Below are 19,197 nucleotides of genomic sequence, written 5' to 3'. Positions count from 1 at the left end.
CTAGGAATATACTCTGTGGGAATGCGGCGTCAATCCCACGAGGAGAAATTCATGAGAACAGGCGAGGATCGCCGGGTGCGCCGCTCGAAGCGGGCGATCCGCGATGCGTTCATCGAACTCGTCCTCGAGAAGGGCTTCGATGCCGTCACGATCGAAGACATCGTCACGTCCGCCGATCTGTCGCGGGCGACGTTCTACACGCACTACCGCGACAAAGACAGCCTGCTCAGCGATTTCGTCTCCGACCTGGCCCTCGAACGCCAAAGGCTGCTCCCCGGCATCGAGGAAGCGCGTCCGCTCGGCTTCTCGGGTCTACCCGTTCGACACCTCTTCGAACTGGCCGCTCGCGAGCGCGACGCATATCGGATCATTCTGCGCGGCGAGGGAAACGGGCAGGCATTGCGCGAACTCACCCATTTCCTCGTCGCTCAGGCCGAGGAGACATTCGATCGTCGCGCCGCTCGCAGCGGGGTCACCCCCCGACTGCCGATCCCTTTCGTGGCGCGGGCATGGGCTGGCGAGATCGTCGGCATCCTCACCTGGTGGCTCGACGAGGAAGCCCCGTACGACGAGGAGGAGCTGACACGATTCCTCCGTGATCTCGCTGTCGGGGGGCGAGTCTGGGCCTCTGGGCTCGATCCGGAACACGCAGATGATCTTCTGGCGAAGGACCTCGATCCCTCCGTGCAGCCCTAAGGGTTCAATCGCTCAGGCACCACTCGCCTGCGCGACACGATGTATTCCGAGGGCGCCGCACGCCCCTCGGCGAGGTACGCGAGCCGGTGCAGGGTCTCGTCGTTGCGCCAGTGCAGCAACATGTCCATCAGGGCACGCGGAACGAACCGCCCGGGCCCGGCGACCGCTTCTTCGCGGATGCGCACGACGCAGTCGCCTCCGCGCTCCTTCACCTCGAGGAAGACCCTCGCCTCTCCGACCGGCCAGCCGCGAGCACGCATGACCATGCGGCGCGGCGGGTCGTACTCTTCCACCACGGTCTTGTCGTCGATCAGCGCGGGCCAGACACCGAACGAGTGATGCAGCTCCGCCCCGCGTGCCGGCCACGACGCGTCGACGTCGCGCATTCGAGAGGCCCCCACGACCCAAGACGGATAAAGCCAGCCGTCGCCCAGCACGTCGAACACGTCTTCAGGTGTGCAGTGAAGCACCCTCACATTGCGGGACACGAATCCCTCCTCACCGTCGACAACTCGTCCCGCCGAGGTTAGAGGGGCATCGCCCTGCACATCAGTGGGTTGCGGTCGGCGGCACGAATGTGCAGTGCGGTGCCGTCTGCATGCCGAGATTCCGTCTGCATGCCGAAACGGCCCGATTCAGCATGCAGACGGATTCCACGCCGACGAACGGCACCAGTCGGCAGATCCGACCGGTCGCCGATCCTCAGAGCCCCTCCGCGATCCCCTTGATCGCGGCGAGACGACGATCCCACTCGCGGCCGATCGCGTCGAGCCTCGCGGCAGTGGCGGAGAGCTCGGCGCCGATCACCCGGAAGCGCACCTCGCGCCCGACCCGGATCGGCTCGACCAGACCGACCTCCTGCAGCACGGAGAGGTGCTTGGCGATGGCCTGACGGCTGACCGGCACGCGGCCCGCGAGAGCGGATGCCGAAGCATCCGCTTCTCCGAGCGCCTGCAGAATGCTCCATCGCGTCTCGTCGGCGAGCGCCGAGAACACGGGAAGCAGGGTGTCGGTGGTCACGCTTCGCCCTCGACCAGGGCGACGAGCTTGTCGAGCTCCTCGTTCCATCCGGTGCGGTGGCTTTCGAGATTCGCGAGGGGAGCCGAGGTGCGCTCGAATCCCGACTCGACGACCGTGAGCTGGGTTCCGCCGTCGACGGGCTCGAGCGTGAACGTGAAGACGGTCGACGTCTCGGGATCGAGCACATCGGGGCGCTCATCCTGCGCATCGTCGTTGCCCCACCGGTACGCGATGAGGTTCGGCTCGTCGAAAGCCTCGACGCGCAGCGGAATCGCCCCGTAGTCGGGGAAGGTCATCGTGCCGGTGGCGCCGGCTCCGGAGCCGTCGAGGGCGACGTGTCCGAACCACCGTGAGACATGCTCGGGTTCGGCGACGGCGCGCCACACCTTGTCGATGGATGCGGCGATGCGGATGGTCCGCCGCACCGAGAACGTCTCCTCATCGACGACGGCTGCGGGGTTCGAGATCTCGTTCACCATGATGCCTCCTTCTCCAGATGCAACCGCTCTGATTGCAATCCCAGAGTTGCACATCATCTCACGACATGCAACCCTTAGATTGCAAAAGGAGTCAGTCGCGCAATGCGCGGCGCCGCGACGCAGCCCCCGCGCCCACCACGAACAGCAGGATGCCGAGAATCCAGGTCGCGGCATCCGCTCCGCCACCCGTCGCAGCGAGCTCCGGCCCCGGGACCGTGTCGTCGACGGGCGCTGTGTCGCCGATCAGGGGGCTCTCGGCCATCGCGGCGCCGGTGAGGCAGCGCTTGAGCTCGGTGACCTTGACCCAGTGCGACCCCTCGGCGACCGGACGGCATCCGTCGGCGAAGGCGATCTCGCGCTCGTTGTAGAGCATGCGCACGAGCGGCGTGTACGAGGTGCCCGTCGCGGGGTCGACGCCCGTTCGGGACACCACGTCCCACTGCACGTTCGCGGCCATCGGCGTCACCTGAGCCCCGCGCCACGGGTTCGACGCGTAGTCGAAGACATCCGAGACGGATGCCGGTGCCGCCACGTCGGGAGCGGGCACGGTCGAACCCGGAAGCTTCAGGAGCGCCGCGAACGGAACGATCGTCTCCGCGTGCGCGAAGCGGAACGTCGCCGCCACATCACCGCCCGCAGCGCGGTCGTCGATCACCCGGAAGAAGTCGTCCAGCAGGGGCTGGGCGACCGTGTAGGTCTCGTCGTGTCCGGCGAGGCTCGGCCCCTTCTCGTAGAAGTCCTCGGTGTCGAGCAGATAGGCGAACCACTCGGCATCGGCCTCTCGCCCGTCGAAGTACTGGGCGAAGTCGAACTCGTGCGGGGATACGTTCTCCTGCTCCATGTCGGCGGCGATGATGTACAGGTTGTAGAGGGTCATCGCGGCATCCACAGCGCTCTTGATCGACTTCTTCGGGTCGCTGCACGCGTCGGGATCGGCGGCCGGGTCGGCACCGGGAGCGCACGCGGGGGCGCCGCCCTTCGTGCCGTCGACTGTCGCGTACCAGGTGTGGGCGTCATCCGCTCCCATCGCCGCGATGAACGCCGGGGTGAAGATGCCCGAGAGCAGCTCCTCCGACACCCGCACCGACTCAGGGCGCTCCTCGATGAACTCGGTGGCTGCTGCGATCGTGCCCCCGTCATCGGTCTGCGCCTCGATGTACGCCTCGTAGGCCTCGGCGCCCTCGCGTTCGGGAGTGCCCGGCGCCTTCTCGGTGCCGTCGGGGTTCTCGACCTTGTGGAAGTACAGCAGATCGGGTCGCGGCTCGAGCGCGAGCCCCGCGTCGCCGAGCCCGAGGAGGAAGTTCTCGCCCGACTCCGTCGCTCGCGGCTCACCCGAGGTCTCCGCGACGATGCGATTGCCGGCATCCGCGAAGAGCGCCGCGTTGCGGGCGGCGGCCCGCTCGCCGATGCCCTGGTGCTGCGTCTCGCCCTGGCCGGTGAGCATGCCGTAGCCGTTCTCGACGTTGGCCGCGGTGATCGCGTCGAGGTTCGTGAGGAACTCGGTTCCGATCTCGGGCGTGAGGAACCCGCCCTCCGCCTGGGCGGTCTCGGCGAGCCGGTGCAGCAGCAGATCGTACTTGTAGCCCGACAGACCACGCGAGCCGTGCCGCGCCACGGTCTCGGTCGCGAGCGGCGCGTATCCGGCGGGCGCCTGCTGATAGGCGGCGACGTCCGCGTCGGTCGGCGGGACGTAGGGCTGCTTGCTGCTGTAGAAATCGCCCGGGTCGGCCGGGGCCTCGGCGGCCTGCGAGGGGGCGGCGACCGCGAGGGACATGACGGCGGCGACGACGGCCGCGCACGAGAGAGAGGAACGGAGAGTCACGTGTCCCACAGGTAGTGGTCGCAGATGAACGCCGGATGGACGGATGCTGTCCCCCACCCGCGCGGTGCGATCAGCGCGGCGGTCGCGCGAACACGGCGTGCAGCAGCGGCAGCACCGAGACGCCCATCAGCACGATGCCGAGGGGCGGCGCGGGTGCCAGCAGGATCGCGCCGCCGACGAGCAGCGCTGCGAACAGCACACCGGAGGCGATGCGCCGCGCGACGTGCTCGAGTCTGTCGAGGCGGTGCTCGAGCCGCGAGGTGTCGAAGCTGACCTCACCCGCGTCGACGCGGGTGAGGAGCGAATCGAGGCGCTGCGGCATCCGCCACAGGATGCCGGCGCTGGCGGCCGCCTGCTTGGCCATGTCCTGCACCAGCCCCGCGCTCTCCTCGCCGAGCAGTTGGGTGGCGTAGGGTTCGACGGCGTCCCACACGTTGAAGTCGGGGTCGAGCGCGCTGCACATGCCCGACGTCAGCGAGACGGCGCGGATGAGCAGCAGCAGACGCTCGGGCAGCTGGAACGGCAGCGAGCGCATCACGTGTCCGAACTGGTCGCCGAAGTCTTGGAACTCACGCGGGTCGACGTCTTTCAACTGCCCGAAGCCCATGCCGCCGAATCGATCGAACAGCGCCGTGAGCGCTCGTTCGAGGTCGGCGGTGTCGGTGGTCGGCATGAGGACGCCGATCGTGCGGGCGGCCTCGATCATGGCTCGGCCGTCGCGCGTCGCGATGGCGATCACGAGGCTGCGCAGGCCGCCGCGGAGGGATGCCGGCACCTCGGCCATCATCCCGAAGTCGATGAAGGTGAGGCGGAACTCTCGGTCGTTGAGCGAGGACGGCGAAGCCGACCGAGCCGAAAGGACGACCGGCTCGACGAACACGTTCCCCGGGTGCGGATCGGCGTGCACGAAACCGTGGGCGAACACCTGGTCGAACATCGCGCGGGCGAAGGCGTCGGCCACGCGTCCCGGGTCGATGCCCGCAGCTCGCAGCGCGTCGGTGTCGTTGATCTTGATCGCGGTGACGTCTTCCAGGGTGAGCACACGGCGCGTGCTGCGCGCCCACACGACGGCGGGGGTGCGGATGCTGTCGTCGTCGGCGAAGTCGGCGGCGAACCGCTCGGCGCTCGCGGCCTCGTGCAGGTAGTCGATCTCTTCGAGGCTGGTGTGCGCGAACTCCTCGACCAGCGCGGGGGCGTCGACGCGGCTCGACACCGCGTGCACGCGGCTCAACCAGCGGCCGACGCGGCGGAGCGCGGCGAGATCGGTCGCCACCACCCGGTCGATGCCGGGGCGCTGCACCTTGACGACGACCTCGCCGAGCCCGGTGTCGAGGGCATCGGCGGCCGAGAGCCGGGCGCGATGCGCCTGGCCGAGGGATGCCGCGGCCACGGGCACCTCGTCGAACCACGCGTAGATCTGCTGCAGCGGGGCGCCGAGCTCGGCTTCGGCGATCTCCCTGATCTGCGCGAAAGGAACGGCAGGCACCTCGTCCTGAAGACCCGCGAGCTCATCGGTGATCTCGGGCGGCAGCACGTCGAGGCGCGACGAGAGGAACTGCCCGACCTTGATCATGAGTCCGCCGAGCTCGACCGCGAGCGCATGGAACCGTCGAGCCAGCATCTGCAGGCGGTGCGTGCGCGTGCGGTCGGAGATCCGGCCGAAGCCGATGCGGGGCAGGAACAGCTCGAACCACCACAGCTGGATCAACTGGCGAGACGCGAAGCCGAGGATGCGCCGGTATCGCGCCTGGTCGGCCGGACCGCGCGCCGCATCGGTTGTTGAGCGGGACGAAACGCCGTCAGCGCCCCCGGTCGTTGAGCGAACGGAGGGAGACGAAACGTCGTCGCCATCCCCGGTCGTTGAGCGAGCGAAGCGAGACGAAACGCCGTCAGCCGAACTCGACGCAGGAGACTCGCGTTTCATCTCGTCGCTGCGCTCCTCGCTCAACGAGCGGGACGGAACGGGTCTCGTCTCGGGCGCTGGCGCTCCCTCGCTCAACGAACGGGGCGCGCGACCGGGCTCGGCATCCGTCATCTCGTTCCTCCCGCCGGCTGTCGCGCCGGCATCCGATCAGTCCTGGGCGAGGATCGAGTACAGCCTACGGCGAGCCTCATCGAGCACGTCGATGGCCTGCTGCACCTGCTCGGGCGAACCGGTGCGGCCGACCTGGGCTGCGGCGGCAGCGAGGTCGACGCCTGCCTTCGGCAGTGCGCTGAAGCGCGTGTGATCGCGCGGACCGGAGGCCTCCCACGGCGCCGGGGTCTCGGTCGCCTCGGCGGCGACCGCTGCTCCGGCATCCGTCAGCGAGTAGGTCTTGCGGCCGTTCTGCTCTTCGGCGGTGATGAGGCCCTCGTCGGCGAGGAGCTGCAGGGTCGGGTAGACCGAACCGGCACTCGGCTTCCAGCTGCCGCCGCTGCGCTCGGCGATCTCGGTGATGATCTGGTAGCCGTGCATGGGCTTCTCGGCGAGGAGCGACAGGACGGCGGTGCGGACGTCGCCGCGCGCCATGCGCGAACCGCCGCTGGGACGCGGATCGAAGGACTTGCGGAGCTGCTCCATGGCGTCGAAGAGAGCGGATGCCGGATTCGCTCCACCGAACGGACCTGAGGGGAATGCGTTGTTCATGATGACCTCCCGATATAGGTAGCGATAGCTAACGATATGTCGTTGAGACTGTGAGTGGGATGGGAATCTCAGCCGCCGAGGCGGCCGTGGATGACACCCCACGACTTCGTGGCCCTGTCGAGGAGCGCGGGCACCTCGGTGCCCGGAGCCCCACCGGCAGCGTCGATGCATTGGCCCTGACTGCACTGGTGCTGAACGACCACGAGTTCGTCCACGGGCACACGGAGCAGCAGGCGATAGATGACGCCGTCATCGGCGACCAATTCCGCCGACAGCACCCGGAGAGCGGCCTGCGTGCCCGACTCACGCAGCGCGACCGTCGCCGCCGCGTTCGCCCCGGCGTTGAACCAGAGGCTGATGCCGATGACCACGATGAACAGGCTCACGAGGCCCAGGGAGATGACCGCCCACCACTCGGGCTCCATGAAGAAGCTGAGCACCAGGCCGACGACGCCGGCGAGCGCCAGCACCACCGCGACCCAGCGCTGACCGACCGCGCTGCGGTGACTGGTCAGCTCGACCTCGATCCACTCCGGAGGCTCGATGGGCATGGCGCCACTCTAAGGCTCGCCCGCGCCCATCGGCCAGCGGCGCCGGCGCCGCCCGGTGCGTCAACCCGACGGCATCCGTCATCGGGTCGGAACGGTTCCTCCGTCGACATTGACATCGACACCGACGATGCCGGAGGCCGCGGCGGAGACGAGGAAGGCGACGGCATTCGCGACTTCTTCGGATTCGACAGGGCGACCGAGCGGGATGCCCCCGAGCGAATCCATCAGCGACTGCCGCGCGGCGTCGCGGTCGGTGCCGCGGGCTGTCGCGAGGCGGCTGATGAGCGCTTCGGCCGAGGGCGTGCGGATGAATCCCGGCGAGACGGTGTTGACGCGCACGCCGAGCGGCGCGCACTCGTTCGCGAGTGCCTTGCTGTATGTGCTGAGAGCTGCTTTCGCCGCGGCATACGCCAGCGTTCCGTCGAACAGGGGCATCTGCGCCTGGATCGAGGACACATGGACCACCGCGCCGCCACCGCGGGAGATCATGCCGGGGATGATCTCCCGATCGAGACGAACCGCTCCGAGGAGGTTGAGTCGGAGCGCATGATCCCAGTGTTCGTCGCCGAGGGCACGGAAGCCGCCACCGGGCTCGTCGGATCCTCCGGCCACGTGAACGAGGATGTCGACCTCGCCGACGCGCTGAGCCAAAGCGCCGAGCTCCGCGGCGTCGGTGACGTCGGCCATCTGCGCGTCATGCGCGGGGTGGGAGGGATCGGGCCTGGAGCGCCCGAAGACGGTGACGTGGGCGCCGGCCGTGACGAGCGCCTGCGCGACTGCTCGCCCGGTGCCTTTCGTTCCTCCGGAGACGAGTGCACGCTTGCCGTTGAGGGTTGTGGAGTCGATCATGGTGTCCTTTCGCGGGCCCTGGCGGTCCCATCGTGCGGCCGCGAGATCAGCGACCGCGGTGCGCGGCGGAAGAGCCGCTCCAGTTGATGTCAGTGCGCGAGGCGGATGCCGAGTGCGATGACCCGGCCGCTCTCGAGGGTGAAATCGAAGGTGAACGGCAGCGGCCCGCCGGGGAAGTCGCCGTCCGCAGACGCCGTGAGCTCAGCGGTGCCGTCTTCTCATCTGCTTCGTCGTAGGACGTCGGATCGAGGGTGATCTTCGGTGCGATCTGGTGCTCCTGAATCCACCGCCGGATCTCGGCCGACCCCGTGTAGTCGGAGCCGTCGTCTCGCACTGTCGCGGTCGGTGCGAATACGGCGAGCAGCGCGTCGGCGTCGTGTCGGTTCGTGGCGTCGATGAACTCGGCGACCGGGCCGTCGGGAATGGTGTTCATGTGCGTTCTCTCCCATCGAATGGCGCATGAATCCACGGTGGATCCATGCGGCGACGTCAGTAGTATTACTGTCGTCTACGACAGCAATAACTGTCGTATACGACAGCTTATTCCCGGGTTGAGAATGTTCCCGCGGTAGGGTCGCCGTATGGCAACTGCTGAGGATGGTCGGGATCCAGATGGCTCGACCAGCTACAGATCCGACCTCCTGACCGACCTGAGCCGGCTCATCTACCTGTGGGAATCCCCGCGCTTCCAATCCGAGGTGCTGACGCGGTCAGGCGAGCCGCTGGATCAGTCGTCTCATCAACTGCTCCGACTGCTCGGGTTCTCGGGTCCGCTGCGGCCGTCGCAGATCGCAGAGAGCCTGAAGACGGGCGCATCCAACGTCAGCAAGATGCTGCACCGCCTCGAAGCGAACGGTTGGTTGGAGCGCACGCCGGATCCGACGGATGCGCGAGCGACTCTCGTGGGCCTCACTGCCGCGGGGCTCGAAGCAGCGCAGCATGTGTTCGATCTCGGAGACGACATGATCGCTCTGGTACTCGACGGGTGGAGCAAGCGGGAGGTCGAGCACTACACCCGCCTCACACGGCGCTTCGTGGACGACGCGTACGTCGCCGCTGAGGCCATGCGCGCGCGCGGGTTGTCCCGCATGTGGTCCGCCCCGCCTTCTTGAGCAACGCACTGGCCGGACGCTCGGACCGGATGCGAGCGCGGACTGTCGCCGCAGGACAGCGGTGTCAGGCGATCGGCGGCAGGGTCAAGATCTCCGCGCCGGTCTCGGTGATCGCGATCGTGTGCTCGGTATGGGCGGTGCGGCATCCGGTCGCACTGCGGAGAGTCCAACCGTCGTCGTCCGTCACCAGCTGATCGGTGTCGGACATGACCCACGGCTCGAGCGCGAGCAGCAGCCCCGGACGCAGGATGTAGCCACGCCCCGGTCGCCCGTCGTTGGCCACATGGGGGTCCTGATGCATGGTCGAGCCGATACCATGGCCTCCGAACTCGCGGTTGATGGGATAGCCGGCCGCGCGCAGCACGGTGCCGATCGCGCGCGAGAGATCGCCGACGCGGGCGCCCGGTCGCGCCGCCGCGATGCCGGCCGCCAGCGCACGCTCGGTTGTCTCGATCATCGCGAGGTCGTCGGGCGACGCCGTCTGGCCAACGACGAAGCTGATCGCCGCGTCGGCCGCGATGCCGCGGAGCGTGACGGCGAGGTCGAGCGTGAGCAGATCGCCGTCGGCCAGTGCGTAGTCGTGCGGCATCCCGTGGAGCACGGCATCGTTGACGGCCGTGCAGACGTAGTGACCGAAGGGGCCGCGTCCGAAGGACGGCGCATAGTCGACGTAGCAGGACTCGGCTCCGGCATCCTCGATCATCTCCTTCGTCCACGCGTCGAGATCGAGCAGGTTCACCCCGACCGTCGCGCGCTCCTTCAGGGACTGCAGAATGCCGCCGACGAGAGCGCCGGTGTCGCGCGCTCGGTCCAGTTCTTCGGGGGTCAGTATTTCGATCACGGTTCACGCCTTCCAATAACTATCCCGGTAATACTATCCCGGTACTAGAATCGTCATCATGATGGTCCGGATGCCGCTCACTCCCGCCGAGGTCGAACGCGGAGAACGACTCGGCGCCCTGCTGCGGCGAGCGCGCGGTGAGCGTTCGATGCTGAGCGTCGCCCTCGACGCCGGCGTCTCGCCCGAGACTCTGCGCAAGATCGAGTCGGGCCGCGTGGCGACGCCCGCGTTCTCGACGATCGCCGCCATCACGCACGTCCTCGGCCTCTCGCTCGACGCCGTCTGGGCCGAGGTCAGCCCGCAACCCGCCCAAGGGAGTCGCGCGCAGCTCGCGTCCTAGCCGCACGCCCGGTCGCCCTGGCCCGCCCGCTCCCGCTGCCCCTCGCGCTCTCACCCCTGCCCCACGGAAGGTCTTTCGCGCTTCGGAAGGATCGTTCTCGGACATCCTTCCTTCTGAAGCGCAGGATGCCTTCCCCAGTGCAAGGCAGAAAGGGCTGGCGAGCGGATGCTGCGCCCGATCAGCCCCGCAGCACGGAGTCGAGCAGCCCGGGGAAGAGCTCGTCGAGCTCGTCGCGGCGGAGCGTCAATGTGCGACGGCGTCCGTTGGGCTCGTTGCGGATGACGCCCGCTTCGCGGAGCACCTTCATGAAGTGCGACTTGGTCGACTTCGGCAGATTCGGGTCGGTCGCGTGGCATTCCGCCATGTCGAGCGGGCCGTCGGCGAGCTGCCGGGCGATGGCGAGACGTTCGGGGTCGCTGAGAGCGAAGAGCACGTCGGTCAGCTGGATCTCGGCGCGCTCGGGATGCGGCAGATCTCCGGGCATAGTTCGAGAATACTTGAACAATTACAGATTGGCGAGTACGCTCCGATAGTTCGATGATTCTCGAACCGAAGACTCGCGGACCTTCAAGGAGCTGCCATGCCCGCCACTGATTCGATCGTCGTGCCACCGCGCACGGCATCCGCTCCCGCATCCGTCCCCTCCGCGTCGCGTACCCGCTTCGGGTTCGTGCTGGCGGTCGTCGCGCAGATCCTGATGATGGTGGCCGCGAGCGCGCCATCGCCGTTCTATCCCGTGCTCGCCCACGACATCGGATTCGACGCCGTCGTGATCAGCGCGGTGTTCGCCGTGTACGCGATCGCGTTGCTGCTGACTCTGCTCACCGCGGGCTCGCTGTCGGATCACATCGGCAGGCGCCCCGTCGCGATCGCCGGTTTCGTACTGCTCGCCGTCAGCATGCTGCTGTTCTGGCACGCGGATGCCGTCGCCATCCTCTTCCTCGCGCGCATCGCACAGGGCATCGCGAGCGGCCTGTTGATCGCGGCGCTCTCCGCGACCGTGCTCGACTTCGCGCCCACAGGACAACCGCAGCGCGCGGCCCTGTGGAACTCTCTGAGCCCGGGCATCGGTCTGGCTGTCGGCGCTCTCGTGTCGGGCATCATGCTCGATCTCACGCGCGACGCGCTCGTCGACGTGTTCTCCGCTCTCACCGTGATCTACGTCGCGATCGCGGTGATCCTCCTGTTCCTTCCCGAGACCGCGCCTCGCAAGCCCGGCGCCTGGGCGTCGCTGAGCTTCCGGCTCTCCATCCCCGCGAGCATCCGCACCGACTTCTGGCGCAGCGCACCTGCCGTCGTCGCCGGATGGGCGACCGGTGGACTGTTCCTCTCCCTCGGTGCGAACATCGTGCACGGCGAACTCGGCGGCACCGCCCACGTGTGGCAGGGACTCACTGTCGCACTGCTCGCCGGTGTCGGCGCGGTCACCGCGTTCGTCATGCGCGGCCGGCGAGCGCGCACCATGACGATCTTCGGAACCGCGGCGCTCGCCACCGGCACGGCCCTGTCGCTCGCCGCGCTCGCCACCGGATCACTGACGTTCTACCTCGTCGCTGCCGGCATCACCGGCATGGGCTTCGGCACCGCGTTCTCGGGAGTCGTCGCCTCTCTTGCGCCGCGCATCCCGGCATCCGAACGCGCCGATGCGTTCGCGGTCATCTACTTGCTGGCCTACCTGGCGTTCGGAGTTCCGGCGGTTGTGGCCGGCCTGCTCGTGGGAGTCTTCGGGCTGGGGCCGGTGTGCGTGGGATACGGACTCGTCGTGATCGCCCTCGCCCTGGTGGCCCTCGTGCTGCGGGTGCGCCGGGCGGAGTAGGCGGGGCGGCGGCGCGCCGACTTCGAGCCCTCGAGGTGCGCCGCAATGCCGCTCCAACGCGCTGAGCCGACCACAACACGCACCTCGGGCGGCCGACTACCGCCCCGCGATCAGCTCCCGCAGCCGTGCGGCCTCGCCCTCCGGCATCCCGTACCCGTGCTCAGGCCCCGGATACACGCCGTCGCGCACCTCGTCGGCGTAAGCGGCGACGCCCTCGACGGATGCCGCGCGCAGGTCGGCGTAGCGCTTGACGAACTTCGCCGCGCCGCCGGCGTATATGCCGAGGAGGTCATGGAAGACGAGCACCTGGCCGTCGGCATCCGCTCCTGCTCCGATTCCGATCACGGGGATGTCGAGCAGCGGCATGAGCGCGGCGGTCACCTCGGAGGGCACGGCTTCGACGACGAGCAGCGAGACGCCGGCCGCCTGCAGGGCGAGGGCGTCGTCGATCACGGCGAGCGCGGCCTCGGCCGTGCGGCCCTGGGCGCGGTAGCCGCCGAGGGCGGTGGCGGTCTGCGGGGTGAGCCCGACATGGCCGACGACGGGGATGCCGGCGTTCACGAGCGCACGCGCCCGGTCGACGGTGGTCCCGCCGCGTTCGATTTTGACGAGGTCGACGCCGGCCTCTTTGATGAAGCGCTGGGCGGTCGCGATGGCGATCTCGTCGGACGCCTCGTACGAGCCGAACGGCAGGTCGCCGACGAGCAGCGGCCGCGTGAGCCCCCGCCGCACGGCTTTGGTGAGCATGAGCATCTCGTCGATCGTGACGGGCACGGTGCTGTCGTAGCCGAGCACGGTCATCGCGGCGGAGTCGCCCACGAGCACGATGTCGACGCCGGCGGCCTCGACGATCTGCGCGCTGGGGAAGTCGTAGGCGGTGACCATGACGATCGGCTCACCGGCATCCCTCTTCGCGGCGAGGTCGCCCAGCGCGAGGCGCTTCGTGGGTGCCGCGTGCGCGCTCACGCCGTCACCAGCTCACCGACGGCGTCGTCGACGCGGATGATCGCGTTCGCACGATCGACGTGCACGACGGTGGGCTCATAGTCGGCGAGATCCTTCGGCGAGTACTCAGCGTAGGAGATCACGATGATCGTGTCGCCCGTGTGCACGAGGCGGGCGGCGGCGCCGTTGACCTGGATGACGCCGCTCCCCCGCTCGCCGATCAGCGTGTAGGTGACGAAGCGGGCGCCGTTGTCGACGTCGACGACATGCACCTGCTCGTGCGGAAGGATGTCGGCGGCTTCGAGCAGGTCGGGGTCGATCGTGATCGATCCGACGTAGTTCAGGTCGCTGCCGGTGATGGTCGCGCGATGGATCTTCGACTTCAGCATGGTGCGTCGCATCAGAGGCTCGCTTTCAGTACGTGGTTGTCGATGAGGCGGGCGGCGCCGACACGGGCGGCGACCGCGAGCAGGGTGTCTCTCGCGGTGTCGGCGACCGGCTCGAGCGTCTCGGCGTCGCGGAGTTCGAGATATTCGGGGTGGATGCCGGCATCCTTGAGCACCTTCAGTGCGGCTGTGCGGATGCTGCCGGCATCCCGCTCTCCGCCGTCGTGAAGAGCCTGTGCGGCGTCGAGGGCCCGGTTCAGCGCGGTCGCCTGCCGCCGGGCGTCGGCATCGAGGTACACATTGCGCGAGCTCATGGCGAGCCCGTCGGGTTCGCGCACGATCGGGCACGCCTCGATGCGCACGTCGAGGTCGAGGTCGCGCACGACGCGGCGCACGACGAGCACCTGCTGCGCGTCCTTCTGGCCGAAGTAGGCGACGTCGGGGCGCACAATGCCGAACAGCTTGGTGACGACTGTGGCGACGCCGTCGAAGTGGTGCGCGCCGCGGCTCGCGCCGTCGAGGACGTCGGTGAGGCCTGCGACGTGGATGTTCGTGGCGAAGCCGTCGGGGTAGATCTCTTCAGGGGCCGGAGCGAAGAGCACGTCGACACCCTCGGCTTCGGCGAGCGCAGCGTCGCGGGCCTCGTCGCGAGGATACGAGCTGAGGTCTTCGTTCGGCGCGAACTGCGTCGGGTTGACGAAGAGGGAGACGACGACGAGATCGTTGTTCGCGCGCGCTTCGCGCATGAGGGAGAGGTGCCCCTCGTGGAACGCGCCCATCGTGGGGACGAGGCCGACCCTCTTTCGGTTCGTCTTCGCGTCTGCGACGGACGCTCGCACCTCGGCGATCGTGCGGACGGTTCTCATGCGCGGTCCTTCAGAGCTCGGGTGGCGGCGGCGAGGGCGTCGAAGAGGGTCCTGTCCGGTGCAGCCTCGCGCTGCCGGGCGACCGTCTGCTCGTCGCCGCGAGCGATCGGGCCGGTGAGAGCCGCTTTCGCGCCCTGGCTCTGCCAGTTGTCGACCGACTGGCGGACGAGCGGCGCGAGGATCTCGCGGGGGTTCTCGACGCCGGCGGCCGTGGCGAGCTGCTCTGCGGCGTCGAGCACGGTGAGCACGAAGTTCGAGGCGAACGATGCGGCGGCGTGATAAGCGACCCGGTCGGTGACCGTGAAGGGGTTCATGCCGAGGGCGCGGGCGAGCTCGGCGGCGAGCTCTCGGTCGCCATCGGTGCGTCCGTCGATCGCGGCGCCGATGCCGTGGAAGACGTCAGGAGTTTCGGCACCGGTGAAGGTCTGGAGGGGATGGATGCTGACATCGACATCGTCGAGGCCGGTGGCGCCGGAGACATGCGCGACCAGGCGCACATGCGAACGCGCGACGAACGCCACCGCGGGGATGGCGGCATCCGGAACACACAGCAGCGCGATGTCGGCGGATGGCATGGACTGGTCCCGACGGAGCGGTCCCAGGACGCTGAATCCCGCCGTCCGAAGCGCCCGGCTGAGAACGCCGCCGAGACGGCCGGCGCCGATGACGGCGATGATGGTCGCAGGCGCGAGAGCAGAGGCAGGATTCATGGTGAAGGCCGGTCGACAAGGGCGGACGCAGGTGCCACGAGTATCCGCCCGAGACGGCACGGGTTCCAAATCGGAGAGCATTCAGACAAGTTAAATGCCAACCTTGCTAGTCAGATCTTTCCAATTATGCGATTGCGCCTTGTCGTTTCGTTCTTCCGGCGAGACGCTGCCTGCCATAGTGGTCCGCCACGGCGTCCAGCATCTTGCTCAGCGCTCTGCGACGGGCGCGGGGTCACTACATGCCAAGGAGAAGCGCGTTCCGCGGGGCCGGATGCCGGTGCACCCGCCGCGCGGAACGCGATCCTCGTTCGACCCGCACACCTCACGGGATGACGATCACCTTGCCGCTGATCCGCCCCGCGGCGGCCTCCGCGTGCAGAGCCGGCAGCTCGGCGAGCGGAATGCGCCGGGTGACCTCGAGCTTGAGGTCACCGCTGTCGACCAGCGACGCGAGCTCGACTAGCCGCTCGGCGTCGCTGCGGACGAAGACGACCACCGAGCGGACGTCTCGCTCGGCATCGTCGGGAGCCGGCATCCACGCCGTGGTGCTCACCACGGTCCCGCCGTCGCGCACGAGCCGCACCAGTGCGGTGAACTCGCTCGGCTCGATGGGGGCGAGGTTGAGCAGCAGGTCGACCGGCTCGGAGACCGCGTCGACGACACCCGTCTCCGTGTGATCGATGATCTCGTCTGCGCCTGCCGCGCGGACAGCATCCGCACTCCGAGGGCTGGCAGTGGCGATGACGTGTGCGCCTGCGCGCTTCGCCAGGGCGATCGCGTACTTGCCCACGACGCCGCCCGCACCGACGATGAGCACGCGCTGACCCGCTTCGAGGTTTCCGTCATCGAAGAGGGCCTGACGCGCGGTGAGTGCGACCGAGGGCAATGCCGCAGCATCCGCCAGCGGCACCGACGTCGGCGCTGCGACGAGCGCGTCGGCCGGGGCGATGGCGTACTCCGCCGCCCCTCCGTCTTCGGCCATCGGCAGGAAGCCGATCACCGCGTCGCCCACCGCGAACCCGTCGACACCTTCACCGATCGCATCGACGACGCCGGAGACGTCGTATCCCGGAACGTGAGGCAGCACCACCGGAATCGGGAGGAAGCCGGCGCGCATGCCGTTGTCGGCGGCGTTGAAAGCGGATGCCGCGACCCGCAGTCGCACCTGCCCCGCAGCCGGAGCGGGCTGCCCGATCTCTTCGTACCGGAGCACTTCGGGGCCGCCCACTTCGTGGAACCGTACTGCCTTCATGATTCTGATCCTTTCGTTGTTGCTTCGAATTCGAAGCATATGGTGAGCGTAACACTACTTCGAATTCGAAGCAACACGTATACTGGGTGCATGAGCACACACCCTCCCCAGCTCTCCCCGACGGAACTCGCGGCCTACTTCGCCTTCACAGAAGTGAGCAGCCTGCTGCGGCACGCGGTGGAGCAGCAGCTGCGCGAGGTCGGCAAGCTCAGCTACGTGCAGTTCCAGCTGCTCGCCCGGCTCGGTGACGCTCCTGGCGGCAGCCAGCGGATGACGGATCTCGCCGACGGCGTCGTGTACAGCCGCAGCGGGCTCACGTATCAGGCGCAGTCGCTCGAGGAACGCGGGCTGGTCACGCGCGCGCCTTCACCCGAAGATGAGCGCAGCACCATCGTCGCGATCACGGCGGAGGGACGCGCGGTGCTGCAGAAGGTGTTCCCCGGCCACATCGAGGCCGTCCGCGATCTGCTGATCGATCCGCTGGCGGAAGAGGATGTCGAGGTGCTCGCGCGGGTGATGACGCAGGTCAGCGAACACCTGCGAGCGAACCCGCCGCGGTCAGCGGGACGGCGCAAACCGAAGGCCGAATGACGTCCGCCGGTCGTTGAGCGAGCGAAGCGAGACGAAACGCCACCCGCCTCACCCGTCAGGGTGTGGTCATCGGTGTGGTCTCGACGTCGATGATCCCGAAGGGGAAGGGGCTGAAGATCGACCCGCCCCCTGAGGCGAAGCCCTCGATCGGGACCAGTTGGAACCACATCTGAGAGACGACGATCGCGAACACCACGATCCCGACGACGACGAAGGCCGAGCGGTTGAGGCTCCGCCTGGTGGCCATCGCGGTGGACGCGTTCGTCGCCCGACCGATCGCGAGGACGACGAACAGCGCGATCCCGGCGTAGAGCAGCGGGCTCGCGCCGAGGGTCAGCTCCACGCATCGAGGAGCTTGGTCAACGGCACGACCGGAAGCGTCGATGAAACCTCCTTGTGCGTCGAATCCGCCCGCGCAATAGCCTCGGTTCGCGGTCATGAAGACCGCGTACGCGAACGCAGCGATCACCGAGACGATCACGAGTCGCCGGATCTTCTCGATCACGGTCGCGCCGGGAAGGGCGGAGGATGCCACGTTGCTCGGCGAAGTCTGGGGCAGCGGCAAGGCGGTCTCCTTCGACGTCGGTCCTCCTCATCATGTCTCATCGGCGACAGGGGCGGAAGGCGCCTCAACGGGACGCCGAGTCTGTCGACATGACTCGGCGCCACGGCATCCGCTCTACCCTGGAACGTCTGCCTCATTCTCGAGGCGCCCTTCTCTGGAGCATCCATGTCTGCCACCGCGATGTCTGATCGCGCCCGCTATCGGGCCAACCCCACTGTGCTTCAGACGCTGAAGAGCCCGCGGATGCTGACCCGCGAAGTCCTTGCGGGTCTCGTCGTGGGGCTCGCGCTGATCCCCGAGGCGATCGCGTTCTCGGTGATCGCGGGCGTCGATCCGAAGGTGGGACTCTTCTCGTCGTTCATCATGGCGGTGTCGATCGCGTTCCTCGGCGGGCGTCCGGCGATGGTGACCGCGGCGACTGGTGCCGTCGCGCTCGTGATCGCGCCGGTCGCACCGGCGTACGGACTGGATTACGTCATCGCGACGGTGATCCTCGCGGGAGTGTTCCAGGTGATCCTCGGGGTGCTGGGGGTCGCGAAGCTGATGCGGTTCATTCCGCGCAGCGTCATGGTCGGGTTCGTGAACGCGCTGGCGATCTTCGTCTTCAGCTCGCAGTTCCCGCAGCTGATCGATAAGCCCTGGATGGTGTATCCGCTGGTCGCACTGGGAATCGTCGTGATGCTCGTGATGCCGAAGATCACCAAGGTCGTGCCGGCGCCGCTCGTGTCGGTGATCATCGTGACCGCGGTCGTGCTCGTGTTCGCGATCGCCGTACCGACCGTGGGCGATCAGGGCGAGTTGCCGCGGAGCCTGCCGTCGCTGTTCATCCCCAACGTGCCGCTGACCTGGGAGACGTTCACGATCATCGCGCCGTTCGCGCTCGGTGTGGCGCTGGTCGGGCTCATGGAGTCGCTGCTCACCGCGAAGCTCGTCGACGAGATCACCGACACGCACTCGAACAAGAGCCGTGAGTCGTGGGCGCAGGGTGTCGCGAACGTGCTCTCAGGGATCTTCGGCGGCATGGGCGGCTGCGCGGTGATCGGTCAGACCATGATCAACGTGAAGGCCTCGGGGGCGAGGACTCGCATCTCGACGTTCTGCGCCGGGGTGTTCCTGTTCTTGTTGGTCGTGGTCTTCGGGGACTTTGTGGGGACGATCCCGATGGCAGCTCTCGTGGCCGTCATGATCATGGTCGCGATCGGCGCGTTCGACTGGCATTCCGTGCGTCCGTCGACCTTGAAGCGGATGCCGAAAAGCGAGACGTTCGTGATGCTCTCTACCGTTCTTCTGGTCTTGGTCACCCACAATCTTGCGGTGGGAGTTGTGGGAGGGGTGCTGGTCGCGTCGGTGCTGTTCGTGCGGCGCGTGGCGCATTTCGTGACGGTGACGCGGACTGTCGCTGGTTCTGTTGCGCGTTATGTGGTCGACGGGGAGCTGTTCTTCGCGTCGAGCAACGATCTGACGACGCTGTTCTCTTACTCTTCCGACCCCTGTCGGGTCGTCATCGATCTGTCGGGGTCGCACGTGTGGGATGCGTCGACCGTCGCCGCGCTGGATGCGATCGAGACGAAGTATGCGGCGCTGGGGAAGAGCGTGGAGATCGTCGGGATGAACGAGAGCAGCGAGCGGATGCGGGGGCGGCTGACTGGTGGGTTCGAGTAGAGCCCCGATTTCCCGGGGGAAATCGGGGCGATCTACCCGGGTAGATCAGAGCGCTGTTTGCCGTACCG

The 19,197-nt window shown here is 68.0% G+C and carries 23 protein-coding genes; 6 read left to right on the top strand and 17 right to left on the bottom strand.

The window, feature by feature from the left end; all coding sequences use genetic code 11:
- Positions 1-51 precede the first annotated feature (51 nt).
- Complete coding sequence (locus QFZ53_RS03965) at positions 52-696, top strand: TetR/AcrR family transcriptional regulator (RefSeq protein WP_307293748.1); 645 nt, start codon at positions 52-54, stop codon at positions 694-696.
- Here QFZ53_RS03965 and QFZ53_RS03960 read toward each other — a convergent pair.
- From QFZ53_RS03960 to QFZ53_RS03920, 9 genes are all read right to left on the bottom strand, one after another.
- Complete coding sequence (locus QFZ53_RS03960) at positions 693-1,184, bottom strand: SRPBCC family protein (protein ID WP_307293744.1); 492 nt, start codon at positions 1,182-1,184, stop codon at positions 693-695. The two genes, QFZ53_RS03965 and QFZ53_RS03960, sit on opposite strands and share 4 nt — an antisense overlap.
- A 214-nt stretch (positions 1,185-1,398) precedes the next feature.
- Entirely contained in the window at positions 1,399-1,716 is a 318-nt protein-coding gene (locus QFZ53_RS03955) for an ArsR/SmtB family transcription factor (protein WP_307293742.1), read from the bottom strand.
- On the bottom strand, positions 1,713-2,195 hold the full coding sequence (locus tag QFZ53_RS03950) for an SRPBCC family protein (protein ID WP_307293739.1): 483 nt from the start codon (positions 2,193-2,195) through the stop codon (positions 1,713-1,715). Before QFZ53_RS03950 ends, QFZ53_RS03955 begins: the two co-directional genes overlap by 4 nt.
- A 91-nt stretch (positions 2,196-2,286) precedes the next feature.
- Positions 2,287-4,017: a histidine-type phosphatase gene (locus QFZ53_RS03945; RefSeq protein WP_307293737.1), complete on the bottom strand. Its 1,731-nt coding sequence runs from the start codon at positions 4,015-4,017 to the stop codon at positions 2,287-2,289.
- Positions 4,018-4,087: 70 nt separating this feature from the next.
- Positions 4,088-5,749: an ABC1 kinase family protein gene (locus QFZ53_RS03940; protein ID WP_373426315.1), complete on the bottom strand. Its 1,662-nt coding sequence runs from the start codon at positions 5,747-5,749 to the stop codon at positions 4,088-4,090.
- Between the two features lie 339 nt (positions 5,750-6,088).
- Positions 6,089-6,643 carry a PadR family transcriptional regulator gene (locus tag QFZ53_RS03935; RefSeq protein WP_307293732.1) on the bottom strand — a complete coding sequence of 185 codons (555 nt, stop codon included), beginning with the start codon at positions 6,641-6,643 and terminating at the stop codon, positions 6,089-6,091.
- 68 nt (positions 6,644-6,711) lie between these two features.
- Entirely contained in the window at positions 6,712-7,194 is a 483-nt protein-coding gene (locus tag QFZ53_RS03930; RefSeq protein ID WP_307293729.1) for a hypothetical protein, read from the bottom strand.
- A gap of 78 nt (positions 7,195-7,272) precedes the next feature.
- Entirely contained in the window at positions 7,273-8,043 is a 771-nt protein-coding gene (locus QFZ53_RS03925) for an SDR family oxidoreductase (protein ID WP_307293725.1), read from the bottom strand.
- Positions 8,044-8,089: 46 nt separating this feature from the next.
- Positions 8,090-8,476 carry a nuclear transport factor 2 family protein gene (locus QFZ53_RS03920; protein ID WP_307293722.1) on the bottom strand — a complete coding sequence of 129 codons (387 nt, stop codon included), beginning with the start codon at positions 8,474-8,476 and terminating at the stop codon, positions 8,090-8,092.
- Positions 8,477-8,624: 148 nt separating this feature from the next.
- On the opposite strand from QFZ53_RS03920, the gene QFZ53_RS03915 reads away from it, so the two are divergent.
- Entirely contained in the window at positions 8,625-9,155 is a 531-nt protein-coding gene (locus QFZ53_RS03915) for a MarR family winged helix-turn-helix transcriptional regulator (RefSeq protein ID WP_307293719.1), read from the top strand.
- A gap of 64 nt (positions 9,156-9,219) precedes the next feature.
- On the opposite strand, the gene map is transcribed toward QFZ53_RS03915, so the two are convergent.
- Positions 9,220-9,996 carry a type I methionyl aminopeptidase gene (gene map / locus QFZ53_RS03910; protein WP_307293717.1) on the bottom strand — a complete coding sequence of 259 codons (777 nt, stop codon included), beginning with the start codon at positions 9,994-9,996 and terminating at the stop codon, positions 9,220-9,222.
- A 61-nt stretch (positions 9,997-10,057) separates the two neighbouring features.
- Between map and QFZ53_RS03905 the strand changes: the two genes are divergently transcribed.
- Complete coding sequence (locus QFZ53_RS03905; RefSeq protein ID WP_307299350.1) at positions 10,058-10,336, top strand: helix-turn-helix domain-containing protein; 279 nt, start codon at positions 10,058-10,060, stop codon at positions 10,334-10,336.
- A 178-nt stretch (positions 10,337-10,514) separates the two neighbouring features.
- Here QFZ53_RS03905 and QFZ53_RS03900 read toward each other — a convergent pair whose 3' ends face one another.
- Positions 10,515-10,820 (bottom strand): ArsR/SmtB family transcription factor, encoded by a 306-nt coding sequence (locus QFZ53_RS03900; protein ID WP_307293715.1) that lies wholly within the window; start codon positions 10,818-10,820, stop codon positions 10,515-10,517.
- 96 nt (positions 10,821-10,916) lie between these two features.
- On the opposite strand from QFZ53_RS03900, the gene QFZ53_RS03895 reads away from it, so the two are divergent.
- Positions 10,917-12,152: an MFS transporter gene (locus QFZ53_RS03895; protein WP_307293713.1), complete on the top strand. Its 1,236-nt coding sequence runs from the start codon at positions 10,917-10,919 to the stop codon at positions 12,150-12,152.
- Between the two features lie 96 nt (positions 12,153-12,248).
- Here QFZ53_RS03895 and panB read toward each other — a convergent pair whose 3' ends face one another.
- The 5 genes from panB to QFZ53_RS03870 form a co-directional block, all read right to left on the bottom strand.
- Complete coding sequence (gene panB, locus QFZ53_RS03890; protein ID WP_307293711.1) at positions 12,249-13,118, bottom strand: 3-methyl-2-oxobutanoate hydroxymethyltransferase; 870 nt, start codon at positions 13,116-13,118, stop codon at positions 12,249-12,251.
- A complete protein-coding gene (gene panD / locus QFZ53_RS03885; protein WP_307293710.1) occupies positions 13,115-13,498 on the bottom strand; it encodes an aspartate 1-decarboxylase in 384 nt (127 codons plus the stop codon). The genes panB and panD overlap by 4 nt, the downstream gene beginning before the upstream one ends.
- Positions 13,498-14,349, bottom strand: coding sequence for a pantoate--beta-alanine ligase (gene panC, locus QFZ53_RS03880; protein ID WP_307293709.1), 852 nt, complete (start codon positions 14,347-14,349; stop codon positions 13,498-13,500). Before panC ends, panD begins: the two co-directional genes overlap by 1 nt.
- Positions 14,346-15,059 carry a DUF2520 domain-containing protein gene (locus QFZ53_RS03875; RefSeq protein ID WP_307293706.1) on the bottom strand — a complete coding sequence of 238 codons (714 nt, stop codon included), beginning with the start codon at positions 15,057-15,059 and terminating at the stop codon, positions 14,346-14,348. The genes panC and QFZ53_RS03875 overlap by 4 nt, the downstream gene beginning before the upstream one ends.
- A gap of 322 nt (positions 15,060-15,381) precedes the next feature.
- Positions 15,382-16,311 (bottom strand): NADP-dependent oxidoreductase, encoded by a 930-nt coding sequence (locus tag QFZ53_RS03870; protein ID WP_307293705.1) that lies wholly within the window; start codon positions 16,309-16,311, stop codon positions 15,382-15,384.
- Between the two features lie 90 nt (positions 16,312-16,401).
- On the opposite strand from QFZ53_RS03870, the gene QFZ53_RS03865 reads away from it, so the two are divergent.
- Positions 16,402-16,902: a MarR family winged helix-turn-helix transcriptional regulator gene (locus QFZ53_RS03865; protein ID WP_307293703.1), complete on the top strand. Its 501-nt coding sequence runs from the start codon at positions 16,402-16,404 to the stop codon at positions 16,900-16,902.
- Between the two features lie 55 nt (positions 16,903-16,957).
- Here the strand turns inward: QFZ53_RS03865 and QFZ53_RS03860 are convergent, their stop codons facing one another.
- Positions 16,958-17,467, bottom strand: coding sequence for a hypothetical protein (locus tag QFZ53_RS03860; RefSeq protein WP_307293701.1), 510 nt, complete (start codon positions 17,465-17,467; stop codon positions 16,958-16,960).
- A 165-nt stretch (positions 17,468-17,632) separates the two neighbouring features.
- Between QFZ53_RS03860 and QFZ53_RS03855 the strand changes: the two genes are divergently transcribed.
- Positions 17,633-19,129 (top strand): SulP family inorganic anion transporter, encoded by a 1,497-nt coding sequence (locus QFZ53_RS03855; RefSeq protein ID WP_307293698.1) that lies wholly within the window; start codon positions 17,633-17,635, stop codon positions 19,127-19,129.
- Positions 19,130-19,197: the final 68 nt, after the last annotated feature.

It is taken from the genome of Microbacterium natoriense, from assembly GCF_030816295.1.
GTDB classification, from domain to species: domain Bacteria; phylum Actinomycetota; class Actinomycetes; order Actinomycetales; family Microbacteriaceae; genus Microbacterium; species Microbacterium natoriense_A.
The sequence above is the reverse complement of the archived record's forward strand: the minus strand, read 5'-3'. Positions and strand labels throughout refer to the sequence as shown.